This window comes from Pseudomonas sp. dw_358 (assembly GCF_018449655.1).
Classification (GTDB): domain Bacteria; phylum Pseudomonadota; class Gammaproteobacteria; order Pseudomonadales; family Pseudomonadaceae; genus Aquipseudomonas.
On the sequence record NZ_JAAVUX010000022.1, the window covers coordinates 13,518 to 26,749 of the forward strand.

General features: G+C 64.3%; 13 protein-coding genes. 8 read left to right on the forward strand and 5 right to left on the reverse strand.

All coding sequences use genetic code 11. The features are described 5' to 3' along the window. Positions 1-16 precede the first annotated feature (16 nt). The 3 genes from HB675_RS23240 to HB675_RS23250 are packed head-to-tail and all read left to right on the forward strand — an operon-like array spanning position 17 to position 4,096. Positions 17-1,126, forward strand: a complete 1,110-nt coding sequence (locus HB675_RS23240; RefSeq protein WP_213881502.1) for an HlyD family secretion protein — start codon at positions 17-19, stop codon at positions 1,124-1,126. Further along, complete coding sequence (locus HB675_RS23245; RefSeq protein ID WP_213881503.1) at positions 1,119-2,684, forward strand: DHA2 family efflux MFS transporter permease subunit; 1,566 nt, start codon at positions 1,119-1,121, stop codon at positions 2,682-2,684. Before HB675_RS23240 ends, HB675_RS23245 begins: the two co-directional genes overlap by 8 nt. Further along, positions 2,681-4,096, forward strand: a complete 1,416-nt coding sequence (locus tag HB675_RS23250; RefSeq protein ID WP_213881504.1) for an efflux transporter outer membrane subunit — start codon at positions 2,681-2,683, stop codon at positions 4,094-4,096. The genes HB675_RS23245 and HB675_RS23250 overlap by 4 nt, the downstream gene beginning before the upstream one ends. Positions 4,097-4,255: 159 nt before the next feature. Here the strand turns inward: HB675_RS23250 and HB675_RS23255 are convergent, their stop codons facing one another. After that, positions 4,256-5,164 (reverse strand): LysR family transcriptional regulator, encoded by a 909-nt coding sequence (locus HB675_RS23255; protein WP_213881505.1) that lies wholly within the window; start codon positions 5,162-5,164, stop codon positions 4,256-4,258. Positions 5,165-5,261: 97 nt separating this feature from the next. Here HB675_RS23255 and HB675_RS23260 point away from each other — a divergent pair, with 97 nt between their 5' ends. Together HB675_RS23260 and HB675_RS23265 are read left to right on the forward strand one after the other, a co-directional pair. Beyond that, complete coding sequence (locus HB675_RS23260) at positions 5,262-5,924, forward strand: NAD(P)-binding domain-containing protein (RefSeq protein WP_213881506.1); 663 nt, start codon at positions 5,262-5,264, stop codon at positions 5,922-5,924. Positions 5,925-6,006: 82 nt separating this feature from the next. Continuing rightward, positions 6,007-6,300: a DUF2845 domain-containing protein gene (locus HB675_RS23265; RefSeq protein ID WP_213881507.1), complete on the forward strand. Its 294-nt coding sequence runs from the start codon at positions 6,007-6,009 to the stop codon at positions 6,298-6,300. Here HB675_RS23265 and HB675_RS23270 read toward each other — a convergent pair. The 3 genes from HB675_RS23270 to HB675_RS23280 all read right to left on the reverse strand — a co-directional run bounded on the left by HB675_RS23270 (position 6,292) and on the right by HB675_RS23280 (position 9,454). After that, positions 6,292-7,158, reverse strand: coding sequence for a DMT family transporter (locus HB675_RS23270; protein ID WP_213881508.1), 867 nt, complete (start codon positions 7,156-7,158; stop codon positions 6,292-6,294). The genes HB675_RS23265 and HB675_RS23270 overlap by 9 nt on opposite strands. Positions 7,159-7,248: 90 nt before the next feature. Further along, the gene (locus HB675_RS23275) at positions 7,249-8,889 is read right to left on the reverse strand and encodes a methyl-accepting chemotaxis protein (protein WP_213881509.1); all 1,641 of its coding nucleotides are present in this window, start codon (positions 8,887-8,889) and stop codon (positions 7,249-7,251) included. A gap of 118 nt (positions 8,890-9,007) precedes the next feature. Then, a complete protein-coding gene (locus HB675_RS23280) occupies positions 9,008-9,454 on the reverse strand; it encodes a multidrug/biocide efflux PACE transporter (protein WP_213881510.1) in 447 nt (148 codons plus the stop codon). Between the two features lie 94 nt (positions 9,455-9,548). Here HB675_RS23280 and HB675_RS23285 point away from each other — a divergent pair, with 94 nt between their 5' ends. Both HB675_RS23285 and HB675_RS23290 read left to right on the forward strand, forming a co-directional pair. Continuing rightward, complete coding sequence (locus tag HB675_RS23285) at positions 9,549-10,403, forward strand: LysR family transcriptional regulator (RefSeq protein WP_213881511.1); 855 nt, start codon at positions 9,549-9,551, stop codon at positions 10,401-10,403. A gap of 106 nt (positions 10,404-10,509) precedes the next feature. Then, a complete protein-coding gene (locus HB675_RS23290) occupies positions 10,510-10,848 on the forward strand; it encodes a hypothetical protein (RefSeq protein ID WP_213881512.1) in 339 nt (112 codons plus the stop codon). Positions 10,849-10,902: 54 nt separating this feature from the next. Here HB675_RS23290 and HB675_RS23295 read toward each other — a convergent pair whose 3' ends face one another. Continuing rightward, positions 10,903-11,826: a LysR family transcriptional regulator gene (locus tag HB675_RS23295; RefSeq protein WP_213881513.1), complete on the reverse strand. Its 924-nt coding sequence runs from the start codon at positions 11,824-11,826 to the stop codon at positions 10,903-10,905. A 113-nt stretch (positions 11,827-11,939) separates the two neighbouring features. On the opposite strand from HB675_RS23295, the gene HB675_RS23300 reads away from it, so the two are divergent. Beyond that, positions 11,940-12,935 carry an aldo/keto reductase gene (locus HB675_RS23300; RefSeq protein ID WP_213881514.1) on the forward strand — a complete coding sequence of 332 codons (996 nt, stop codon included), beginning with the start codon at positions 11,940-11,942 and terminating at the stop codon, positions 12,933-12,935. The last annotated feature ends 297 nt before the right edge of the window (positions 12,936-13,232 follow it).

The following is a 13,232-nucleotide window of genomic DNA, read 5'->3' on the forward strand; positions in this document are numbered from 1 at the left end:
ATTCGGAGTTTCACCGATGTCCGCTGCAAGCGAGCCCACTGCACCCGCCACCGAACCCAATGCGCCGGCCCAAAAAGGCAAGGCCCGGCGCATCCTCTTGACCCTTGCAGTGCTGGCCCTGATCGGCGCAGTGGTTTGGGGCGCCTGGTACTGGCTGGAAGGCCGTTTTATCCAGAGCACTGATGATGCCTACCTGCAAGCGGACAGCATCAGCGCCGCGCCGAAGATCAGCGGTTATGTTGCCCAGGTGCTGGTGGCAGACAACCAGACGGTTCACCGCGGCGACCCGCTGGTGACACTCGACGCGCGCAAATACCAGGCCGCCTCGGACCAGGCCTCGGCCACCATCGCTGCGCGCCAGGCCGACCTGGCCAAGGCCCGGGCCGATCTGGTGCAGCAGGACTCCACCATCGCCGAAGCCGTCGCCCAACTGCAGGGCGCCGACGCCGACGCTCGCCATGCCCAGTCCGAAGTGGCGCGCTATGCGCCACTGGCCCGCTCGGGTGCAGAGCCAGAAGAACGCCTGGCGCAGTTGAACAACGAACTGGCTCAGGCCCGCAGCACGGTGGCTGCCCGGCAAGCCTCGCTGCGTTCCAGCCAGACCCGCTACGGCACCCTGCAGGCCCAACTCAAGCAAGCCCAGGCACAACTGGGCGTGGCCCAGGCCAGCGCCGCCGAAAGCCAACTGGACGTCGACGATGCAGTCATTCGCAGCCCCCTGGACGGGCGCATCGCCGACCGTGGCGTACGAGTCGGTCAGTACGTGCAACCCGGCACTCGTCTGCTGACCATCGTCCCGGTCAGCGCTGTCTACCTCACCGCCAACTACAAGGAAACCCAGATCGGCGACATGCGCGCGGGCCAGACCGTGACCGTGCATGTCGATGCCCTGCCAGGGCGCGACCTGCGCGGCTACGTCGACAGCCTCGCCCCCGGCACCGGTGCGCAGTTCGCCCTGTTGCCGCCGTCCAACGCCACCGGTAACTTCACCAAGATCGTCCAGCGGGTGCCGGTGCGCATCGCTTTAGATGTGCCCGACGACCTGCGCCAGGTGCTGGTGCCCGGCCTGTCCGCCACCGTCGACGTGGACACCCGCACCGGCCAGGCGGACGCCCATCATGGCTGATGCGCCCGTGCAACGTGCCGCCAACGCCTCGCTCACCGACTGGATCGCCGTGGCCGCCGGCTCCCTCGGTGCCTTGCTGGCGACCCTGGACATTTCCATTACCAACTCGGCGCTGCCGCAGATTCAAGGCCAGATCGGCGCCACCGGCACCGAAGGCACCTGGATCGCCACCGGCTACCTGATGTCGGAAATCGTCATGATCCCGTTGGCGGCCTGGCTGACCCGAGTGTTTGGCCTGCGCCGCTTTCTGATCGGAACGGCCTTGATGTTCACCTTTTTCTCGATGTTCTGCGGCCTCTCGTCGAGCCTCGGGGCGATGATCGCCGGGCGCATCGGCCAGGGTTTTGCCGGTGGCGCGATGATCCCCACCGCGCAGACCATTGTGCGCACCCGGCTGCCGGCCCATCAACTGTCCATCGGCACCACGCTGTTTGGCATGACCGCCATCCTCGGGCCGCTGCTGGGGCCGGTGATCGGCGGCTGGCTGACCGAAAACATCGACTGGCGCTGGTGTTTCTTCCTCAACCTGCCCATCAGCGTGGCGTTGATCGTGCTGCTGATCACCGGTCTGCCATCGGAAAAAATGAACCTGGAACGCTTCATCAAGGCCGACTGGCTGGGCATTTTCGGTCTGGCGGCAGGGCTGAGTTCGTTGACGGTGGTGCTGGAAGAAGGCCAGCGCGAACACTGGTTCGACTCCACGCTGATCTGCTCGCTGAGCGCGCTGATGGTGGTCGGTTTCTTCGCCATCGCTGTGGGTCAAGTCCGCGCGGCCACGCCAATTCTGCAATTGCGGCTGGTGACCAACAGCGCCTTCGGCAGTGTCCTGTTGATCGGCACGGCAGTGGGTGCCGGGCTGTATGGCACCGCCTATCTGGTCCCGCAGTTTCTTGGCCTGCTCTCCGGCTACAACGCCGAGCAGTCCGGGGGCATCATGCTGTTATCGGGCATTCCGGCCTTCGTGGTGCTGCCCTTGCTGCCCCGTATCCTGGCCCGCTACGACCTCAAGTGGCTGGTGGCCGCCGGCCTGCTGCTGTACTGGGGCAGCTGTTACCTGGACACTGACCTGACGGCGCAAAGCGTCGGCCACGATTTCTACGCCTCGCAGTTGATGCGCGGCTTCGGCCAGATCCTTGTGATGCTGCCCTTGAGCCAACTGTCCATGCGCTCGGTGGCCACCCGCGACGCCGGGGATGCGGCCGGGCTGTACAACATGTCCCGTAACCTGGGGGGCACGCTGGGGCTGGCCTTGCTGGGGGTGCTGATGGACCGGCGCAGCCACTTCCATGACGACGTCCTGCGCGAAGGCATCAGCGCCAACAGCCAGCTGGCCCAGGACCACATCGCCAGCAGCACCGCCAGCTACCTGGCCCAGACGGGTGACCCGTCCACCGCCTCGCTGCAAGCGTTCGCGAACCTGGCCAGCGACATTGCTCAGCAGGCCTCGGTCATGGCCTATAACGATGCCTTCCACCTGCTCGGCCTGGCCATGCTGGCGTGTCTGCCGCTGATCTTTCTCCTGAAAACCCGCACCGTGCCCACAGGCTCCAGAACATGAATACCCACTCAGCCCTGCTCCTGCTGGCCGCCGGCCTGCTGTCAGCCTGCACCGTCGGCCCCGATTACCACGGCGCGCCCGACGTTGCCCCCAAGACCCTGGCCGTCGGTCATCTGCCCCAGGCGCTGGCCAATGCCCAGCACGTGCCGACTTCGGCACCCTGGTGGCAGGCGCTCAACGACCCCTTGCTCGACGATCTGGTGCGCCAGGCTTTCGCCAACAGCCCCGACCTGGCCACCGCTCTGGCGCGGGTGCGACAGTCCCGCGCCAGCCTGAGCGGCAGCCAGGCCGACGCCCTGCCCAAGGCCAGCCTGGACGCCGCCATGCTGAAATTGCGCTCCCCAGACACCTCGGCGCTGGGCGGAGGCGACGGCCGCGGCCCGTTGAACCTGTACCTGGCCGGCTTCGATGCCAGCTGGGAAGTCGACCTGTTCGGCGGCACCCGGCGCGCCATCGAAGCCGCCCGAGACGAAGCCGAGTCGTCCCAGGCCAGCCTCGCCGATGCCCAGGTGCAACTGGCGGCCGAGCTGGTGCAGACCTACACCGACCTGCGCGACCAGCAGGCGCGCCTGGCGCTGGTCGATGCCAGCGTGACCCTCGAAGAACAAGCTCTGGACCTGACCCGCCAACGCCGCGCCCGGGGCGTCGCCTCGCAACTGCAGCTTGAACAGGTCCTGACCCAGGCCGAAAACACCCGCGCCCAACGCTTGCCGCTGCAAGCCTCGATGGTCGAATCCATCGATCAGCTCGGCCTGCTCTGCGGTCTGGAGCCCGGCGAGTTGAACGCCCGCCTCAATCCCGTCCAGGGGCTGCCCACGCTCCCCGAGCACACGCCGCTGGCCGACCCGGCCGTGCTGATCAAGGCCCGCCCGGACATCCGCGCCGCCGAACGTAAACTGGCCTCAAGCAACGCCCAGATCGGCGAAAAGTCCGCCGACTGGTTTCCCAAGCTGAGCCTGATGGGTGACCTGTCGTTCACCGCTGCCGACCCGGGTCACCTGGCCCGCGAAGACAACGGCACCTGGCTGATCCTGCCTCGGCTGAGCTGGAACGTGCTGGATTTCGGCCGGGTCGCTGCCGGCGTCAAAGGAGCCGAATCTGCCCATGATGTGGCGCTGGCCCAGTACAAAGGCACGGTGCTCAGTGCCCTGCGCGACGCCGACGTGGCCCTCGCCCGTTACGGCCATGACCGCCAGAACGCCGTGCTGCTGCGCAACGTCGAAGCCTCTGCGGTGCGCGCCGCCGACCTGACCCGCCAGCGTTACCGCGCCGGTACCGCCAGCACCCTGGACTGGCTGGACGCGGAGCGCACGCGGTACCAGGCTCAGGAGAGCCGGATTTCCGGGGATGCGACGTTGCTGAAGGATTATGCGTCGTTGCACAAGGCGTTGGGGTTGGGGTGGCAAAGTTAGACCCGTAGCCGATCCCCGTCGCCAGCGTGGTTGCCCATTCGGATTCCTCGTCTGGGCGCTGGTCGCTTCGCTGGGTGCCAAGAGCGGTCGATTCAAATTGGAGAAAGGCTGGCTGCGCAAATCGTTCTTTTCCTGCCCCATGTGATCAGATGACCCCCATCAATCCGACAACGCGGTCAGGGGCCCAAACCGCCCCACCACCGCCTCGATAAATCGCCGCACCTTCGCCGTCTTCTGCCGATGCGCACTGTACAGCAAATGCATCGGCCGGCTCGGCGCCTGGAAGTCGGCCAGCAAGCGCACCAACTGCCCACTGCCCAGGGCCGGCTCCAGAAAATCTGCCGGCCCCAGCACGATGCCGAAGCCGTCGATGGCCGCCGTCAGCAAGGCCTTGCTTTCGTTGACCTGCAGGCGGCTGGCAACCCGCACGGTGTGGGTCTCGCCATTTCGGCTGAACTGCCATTCGCGGTCGGCCGGACGCGACCAGAACACGTACCCCAGGCATTCGTGGCCCTGCAGATCCGACGGAATCAGCGGGGTGCCGTGCCGGGCCAGATAATCGGGCGCGGCCGCCACCAGGAGGCGGTAGGGTGCCAACGGTCGGGCCGTCAGACTGGCGTTGTGCAGCGGCCCGATACGAAAGGCCGCTTCAAAGCCCTCCTCCACCAGATCTACCGCGCGATCGGTCAGGTGCAGATCGATCTCCACCTCCGGGTACTGGCGCAAGAAGCCGGTGATAAAGGGCATCAGGCTGTAGGACCCGAATGTCACCGGGGCGGAGATTTTAAGGGTCCCACGAGGCATGTCGCTCATGACCTGGGCCAGGGAATCTGCGGCCACGGCCTCGTCGACGATGTGCTTGCAGCGTTCGTAATACGCCGCGCCCAGTTCAGTGAGGCTTTGTCGGCGGGTGGTACGGTTGAGCAGGCGAGCGCCGAGGTGCCGTTCCAGTGCGGCTACGTGCTTGGCCACCATCTGCGCAGACAGGCCCAGGCGGGGCGCTGCGCCGGCATAGGAACCCGCCTGCACGGCCGCGACGAAAGCGCTCATGCTGGTCAAACGATCCATTCACTATTCCTGGTATTGAGAGCAAGTACAGAACGAGGATTTATCTCTTCGTCGTCGCCAATCATCATAAGCCCTCCAACACATCGAGGAGAACGACATGCGTATCGGAATCATCGGAGCGGGTTTTATCGGACGCGCCGTGGCGCAACTGCTCATCGCCGCTGGCCATGAGGCCATGCTCAGCAATTCCCGCGGGCCGAAGACCCTGACCAGTGTGGCCAGTGGCATCCCCGGCAGCCAGGTGGGCACGGTGGAACAGGCGGCAGCTTTTGGCGATATGGTGTTGCTGGCCATCCCGTTCGAATATTACCCGCACGTTCCTGCTCAGTGGCTGGCCGGCAAGATCGTGCTGGATGCCAACAACTATTACCCCGACCGCGACGGCCAAGTGCCGGTGCTGGACCGGTTCGAGACCACCACCAGCCGCCTGATTGCCGAGCACTTCAAGGATGCCCGCGTGGTCAAGGTGTTCAATGCCATTCTCGCCAACGACCTGTTGACCGATGGGCGCCCCAGCCACACGCCAGAGCGCCGTGCCCTGCCGATTGCAGCGGACGATGCCGAAGCCAAGGTGGCGGTCACGCAGTTGCTGGATGACGTCGGTTTCGACACCGTGGACACGGGCGGACTGGATGACAGCTGGCGTTTCGAGCGAGCCAAGCCGGCCTATTGCGTCCCGCTGGACAAGGACGGCCTGCGCACCGCCTTGGCGGCCGCCGAGCGCGAGGTGGAATTGCCCATGGGCTCGTGGCGGCGCTGAACCGGCCACCCGCGCACTGGACACGCCGTTCGTTCGCCATTAGCCTGTGCCGCTGGTTTTTTCGGCAGTCAGGTTTTTCCATATGGACATGAAACTCCCCGCGCTCGGCGTGCTCCTGTGCGCATTCTCGTTCCAGGCCTCGGCGGCCATGCGTTGCAATTCGACGCTGGTCAGCGAAGGCGATTCTACCTTCGAAGTCCAGCGCAAATGCGGCGCTCCGGCCAACCGCGAAGTGATACCGGCCGCGCCGGTGACGGGCAACAAACCCAACCAATCGGTCACGGTGGAGAACTGGGAATACGGCCCCTGGTCGGGCGCCTATTACCTGCTCAAATTTTTCGACGGCAAGCTGGTCAGCATCGACATGTCACGCTGAAGCCGGCACGGCGGCGCGCCGCAGCTCGCTGATCACGATCCCGCCCAGGATCAACAGCGCGCCGAAGAACTGCACCGCCGTGAAGCGATCTCCCGCCAGGAAGTAGCCGAAAAGGCCACTGAAAACCGGCTCGCAGATCAGCACCAGCGCCACGGTGCGCGGCGCCAGCACCGCTTGGGCGCCGGTCTGGATGTAATAGGCCAGAGCTGTCCCCAGCAGCGCGATGGCCACCACCGCGCTCAACGTGGAGTACGAGTCCGGCAGGGCAAAATCCCCCGTCGCCTGGCTCCAGATCAGCGACAGCACGCCCACCGTGCTCAGCTGAATGAACGCCGAGGTCTGCGCCGATGCTGCGGTCCGGATACGCGAAAGCATCACCACGTGGCTGGCAAAGCCCACCGCGCAGCCGAGGATCAACAGGTCGCCCACGTGCAGGCTGAACCCTTCCAGACTCAGCAACCCGAGGCCCGTCAAGGCGATCAGGGTCCCGATGGCCTGCCGCAGGCTGGGGCGGCCCTGGCCGATCAGAAACAGAATGAGCGGGGTGAACACACTGGTCAGACCGGTGATGAAACCGGCGTTGGACGGGGTCGTCAGCCCTACCCCGCTGGTCTGCAGGGTGAAGGCCAGAAACAGGACCGCGCCGATGCTGATGCCGCCTGCCCAGTCGCGACGGGACAAACGCGGCAGGGCGCGAATCACGAAGGGCAACAGGGACGCGGCGGCCAGAAGGAAGGTGCAGGCATTGAGCGCGGAGGCACTGAGGGTGGCAAGGCTGTCGTGCTTGGCGACAAAGCTCCAGCCCCAGATCGCGGTGACCAGGACCAGCGCGGCCAGCCAGAGGGGTTGACGAGACATGGATCGAGTAGACATGGGTACCATCTGTGCAGGGTGCCAACCCTAATGGTGCCCGACAGAAATTTCAAGACATCTGTCGGGCACCGAGGCTTACAGCTTGAAGCGCCCGACGAGCACGTTGAACGAGCTGGCCAGCCGTGACAGGTCCTGGCTTGACGAGCTGGTCTGGTTGGCCGCCGTTGCGGTCTGGGTCGACAGGTCCTGGATGTTGACCAGGTTGCGGTCCACTTCGCGCGCCACGTGGGCCTGCTCTTCAGCGGCGCTGGCGATCACCAGGTTGCGCTCATCGATACTGCCGACGGCGACGGTGATGCGGTCCAGCGCAGCGTCGGCGGCCTGTGCCAGCTGCTGGGTGTTGTCAGCCAGTTTCTGGCTGTTGCCCATGGCGGCCACGGCCTGGTGGGTGGTGTTCTGCACCGCGCCGATCATGCTCTCGATTTCACCGGTGGAGGTCTGGGTGCGATGGGCCAGGGCGCGCACTTCATCGGCCACCACAGCAAAGCCACGGCCCTGCTCGCCGGCCCGAGCCGCTTCGATGGCAGCGTTCAGCGCCAGCAGGTTGGTCTGCTCGGCGATGCCACGAATCACGTCCACTACTTTGCCGATGTCGCGCACCTGACCGGCGAGGGTCTGCACGGTCTCGGACGAGGTGGTGATTTCCCGCGACATGCTGGCGATGGCACCGACGGCTTCACGTACCTGGCCGCGGCCGGTCAGGGCTTGTTCGCTAGTGGTGCGCGAGGCTTCGGAAGCCGACACGGCGTTGCGCGCCACTTCTTCCACGGCCGAGGTCATCTCGGTAACGGCGGTGGCGGCCTGCTGGATTTCATCGTTCTGGCGGGTCAGGCCGCGGGAGCTTTCCTCGGTCACGGCGTTGAGTTCTTCAGCGGCCGAAGCCAATTGGCCGGAGGCGTTGGCAATTTCCAGGATGGTCGACTTGAGGTTGATCTGCATGTCGTTGAGCGCGGTCAGCAGCTGGCCGGTTTCGTCGGTGCTGGTGCTGACAATAGCGGTCTGCAGATCGCCCTTGGCAATGCGCTGGGCGCCGGCCACGGCGACGCTGATCGGCCGGGTGATTGCCCGGGTGATCAACAGGCCAAGGCCGATGGCGGCGATAAAGGCGATGAGCATGCCGCTGTAGAGCATCCAGGTCGCCGACTGGGTGCTGCGGTGAGCGGCTTCGGCCGCTGCGTCTGCGGCACGCTTGTTGGCATCGATGATCTTGTCCTGGGACGCCATCACGCGACGGTAGGATTCGATCACGTCGCTGCCCAGCACCTTGTGAGCCGTATCGAAATCATGGGCCATGACTGCCGTCACCACGCGGTCCATGCCGGCCTGGTACATCGGCAGGTCCGTGGCCATCTGGTCGGCGGCGGCGCGCTCTTCGGCGCCCATTGGCGTGGCGCGGTAGGTGGCGAAGGCTTTTTCACCCGCCGCGCGGTTGGCCTTCATGGAATCCAGGGTGGCAGTGATGTCTGACGGCGACGCGTTGTTCTGCGCCAGGGCGATCAGTTTATAAGCGTCACGGTGCTGGGCGACGTTCTTGGCCTTGGTTTCGTAGGCGTTGGTGACCGACGCCAGGTTGATGGAAAACACCGAATCCAGGCGGCCCGACAATTCGTTCATCGTCAGGCAGCCGAGCACGCCAATCACCAAGGTGATACACGCGCAGACAATAAAAGACGCGAGCAGCTTGCTCGACAGTTTTGCATTTGCAAACAAGGCCATGAGCGGATGCTCCCCAAAAAGGTGTGCTTCAGCTATCGGCCGGCCTTGAGAAAGATTCAGGGTAAACATGAAGAAATTTACAGGTTTACCCGCGATCACGAACCCGCAAACCCGACAGTCACCGGTGCGTGACCAGAGAGTCACGCCCGTAGCGTGCAATGAGACGAGGCCGCAGGGTGTCGTAGCTCCAGAAAAACAGGTAGGTGTACGGCAGGAAAAACAACAATACCCCCAAGTCCAGCAACAAGGCCTCGATCAGGCTGAGGCTCAGCCACCAGGCAATCAAGGGCACGCCGACCATGATCAGCCCCCCTTCGAACGCCAGCGCATGCAACAGGCGCAAGGCTGTGCCCTGTCGCCAGCCATATCGGGATTTCAGGCGATCAAAGCCCATGTTGAACAGTACGTTCCAGCCCAACGCCAGCACACAATTGGCCGCCGTGACGGCGCCCATGTCCCAGAACGCCTTCCCGGTGATCCAGGCAAACAGGGGCGTGCACAGGAGAATCGCCAGCCCTTCGAAGCAGGCGGCCTGGAATACACGTTCGACGGTGCTTTTGCTCATGATCCTCACTGCCCTGTAAGGGAGACTCGTGTTGCGATTATCCACATTCAATCCGATACTAATAATCAATTAGTATCGAAATAGACGATAATTGATGATTTCCAACGACATGCTGCAAGCTTTTGTCATGGCCGCGAGCAAGGGCTCGTTTTCGGCGGCCGCCCAGGCGCTGGGCAAAAGTCAGTCGACAGTCAGCGCGGCGGTGGCCAACCTGGAGATCGACCTGGGGCTGCAATTGTTCGATCGCAGCACCCGCAAGCCTGGCCTGACGCCGGCCGGAAGGGTCATGCTTCAAAGGGCCGAGGACATGCTGGCGGCCAACAGCCGCTTGTTGCTCGCGGCGGCGGAGCTGGGAGGGGGTCAGGAAGCGCGGCTGACGGTCGCCTTGTCCGACACCTATCAGTCCGACCGCTTCGAGGCTGCCTTGAGCGGCTTTGCCCAACGTTATCCGCAACTGGAACTCGAATGCCTGATCGCCGAGCACCTGGACCAACTCACCTTGCTTGAGCAAGGGCGCGCGCAGCTGGCCTTTGTCGAGCAGCAGGGCAGCTACCCGGCAGACCTGAGCTGCGCCACGGTCAAGGAGCGCACAGAATTTGCCCTGTTCGTCCACCGCGACCACACCCTGGCGAGTTGGGACGGGGTAGACCGCCAGCGGCTGCGCGAGCACCGAGAGTTGCGCCTGAGCACCATCGCCGACGCTCACCGGGCACCGAGCCAAGGCCAGGTGTGGTCGGCGTCCAGTTACCTGTTATTGGTGGAAATGGCCCAGCGCGGCGTTGGTTGGGCCTCGCTGCCGCGCTGGCTGGTGGCGCGCTTTGCCGATGGCTCGCTGGTGGAATTGCCGGCCCGGGGCTTTCCCCGGGCAGTGGCCGTCGATGCCCTGTGGTCGCGGCTGCATCCTCCGGGGCCGGCCGGGGCCTGGCTGCTGGCGCAAATGCTCGATTGAGTCGCTGCGGTTTACGTAACCTTTACCTACCCTAGACCTGCCTTTACACGCATCCGTGGTTTTATACGTCCATGGCGAACCCAAACATGACGCCAGAGGAGACACCATGTTTTCGAAGATGACCCAAGCCTTGATCCTGTCCGGTTGCCTGCTTGCCGCTGGAGCGGCATCGGCTGATCAGCGTGATGTGATAGTGCCCGTCATCGCCGGGGCGGCCGTCGGCGCCGTGTTGGCCACCGCCCTGAGCGACGGCCACCCCCACCACTACCACCCGCAGTATCAGGGCTACTACCAACCGCGCTATCAGCCGGTGTATCAGCAGGTAGCCTACGTACCGGTTGGACCGCGCCCCGAGTACCGCCACTGGGCCCCACCACCACCCCGCGGCTATTACGACCGGGGCTACGAACACGGGTATGACCGTGGTCCGGGTGGTCGCTGGTAACTGAAACGCGGTGGCCTGCCAGTCCATGGACTGACAGGCCACCGCCTCCCCACCTCAAACCCGCACCATCAAATCCCCCCGCTCCTGCGCCACCTCGTGCAACACGTCACGCACCCAATCGATGAACACCCTGACCCGAGGCGACAACTGCCGATGGGGCGGGTACACCGCCGATACCGGCCAGGCCGGCACTGGAAAATCGGGCAACACTTCAACCAGCCGCCCCACTTGCAACTGGCGTTGTACGTTGTAGCGCGGTGCCTGGATCAGGCCGAAGCCGCCCTCGCAGGCGCTGACATAAGCATCGGCACTGTTGATTGTCAGCACCCCCGGCAACATGACCTCGCGCACCTGCCCGTCCATTTCGAATTCGCAGGCAAAAGGTTGCCCGCTGCTCGACGCGAAATGCACCGCACGATGCCCGGCCAAGTCCTGAAGGGTCTGTGGGATACCGTGCTCGGCCAGATAACCGGGGCTTGCGCAGGTCACCTGCGCCAGGCGCACCAACGGTCGCGCCACCAGGCCCAGGTCGTGGATGATGCCGGCGCGAATGGCGCAGTCGACACCCTCGCGCTGCAAATGCACCTGTCGATCATGCAAACCGATGTCCAGCTGCAACTCGGGATAGCGCCGATAGAAGTCGGGCAGGCGCGGCATGATCCAGACGCAGCCGAACGCCGCCGGCATGTCCACCCGCAGGGTGCCTCGGGGCTGGCCGCGCTGGACCGACAGCGAGTTTTCCAGGTCATCGAGCTCGGCCAACAGATGCCGACAGCGCTGGTAATAGGCTTCGCCGTCCAGCGTCGCGCGGACTTGGCGCGTGGTGCGCACCAGCAACTGCACCCCCAAGTGCGCCTCCAGTTGCTGGATGGCCAGGGAAACGCTGGCCCGAGGCAGGTTGAGGTCGTCGGCGGCCTTGCCGAAGCCGCCCAGTTCGATGATGCGGCTGAACACCAGCATCGCCTGTAAACGGTCCATGGTCCCACCCATTGTTTAGATTTGACGAATAGTTAAAACAATATCAGCGGGTTTATCCAGAAAAGGATCAAGCAGACACTGATCAGGTCTTTTCACAGCAAGGAGAACGCCTCGTGATCACACGTCAACTCGGCCAGCAGGGTCCACAGGTCAGCGCCATCGGTCTGGGCTGCATGGGCATGTCCGACTTCTACACCACCAACATCGACGAGCAGGAATCCATCGCCACCCTGCATCGCGCCCTGGAACTGGGTGTGACCCTGTTCGACACGGCCGACATGTATGGCCCGCACACCAATGAGCAACTGTTGGGCCGTGCGCTGCAAGGCAAACGCGAAGGCGTCTACGTGGCCAGCAAGTTCGGCATCGTGCGCGGCGAGGACCCGAACGCCCGGGGCGTCAACGGCCGACCGGAGTACGTGCGCCAGTCCATCGACCAGAGCCTCAAGCGGTTGAATACCGACTACCTGGACCTTTATTACCAGCACCGTGTCGACCCCAAGGTGCCCATCGAGGAAACCATCGGCGCCATGGCCGAGCTGGTCAAGGCCGGCAAGGTGCGTCACATCGGCATCTCCGAAGCCAGCGCCGCCACCATCGAGCGGGCCCACAAGGTCCACCCGCTGGCGGCAGTGCAGAGCGAATATTCGCTGTGGTCGCGGGACCCCGAGCACAACGGGGTGCTGGAGGCCTGCCGTCGGCTGGGCATCGCCTTTGTCGCCTACAGCCCGCTGGGCCGCGGCTTCCTGAGCGGCGAACTGCGCAGTGTCGAGGATTTCGCAGCGGATGACTTCCGCCGGTTCAACCCGCGTTTTCAGGGTGACAACTTTGCTCGCAATCTCGCGCTGGTGGAGCAAGTCAAAAAACTCGCCGCTGCCAAGGGCATCAGCGCCTCGCAACTGGCGCTCGCCTGGGTACTGGCCCAGGGTGAGAAGATCATTCCAATTCCCGGGACCAAGCAGCGCAAGTACCTGGAGAGCAACGTGGCGGCTGCTTCGGTGGCGTTGAGCACAGCTGAATTGCGCCAGCTGGACGAGATTTTCCCGGTGCAAGGCGCCGTGGCCGGAGAGCGCTATGGTGCCGAGGCGATGAAGACACTCGACGGCTGAGCCTCCTCTGCTGCAGGCGCCTGCGATCGCCGCCACACCCAGGATCCGCGTGGCAGTGATCGCCATCTTTTACCGGGTAAAATTTTGCATCATACTGTCCCGGATCACCGTTACATCACCTGAACAAGGGATGCCTGGGTACGGCTACAGGCTGGCGACGCCCCCTCGGTCCATCTCGACGTCGAGTGTCGATCGCCCCTTGATTTCGAAAGGCTGCCGGGCAGGCACCCGTGTAGGCGTTTTCATCGCCGCACGACAGAAATACCCCCCACTCAGCTCATTATCAGCTCCGCACAG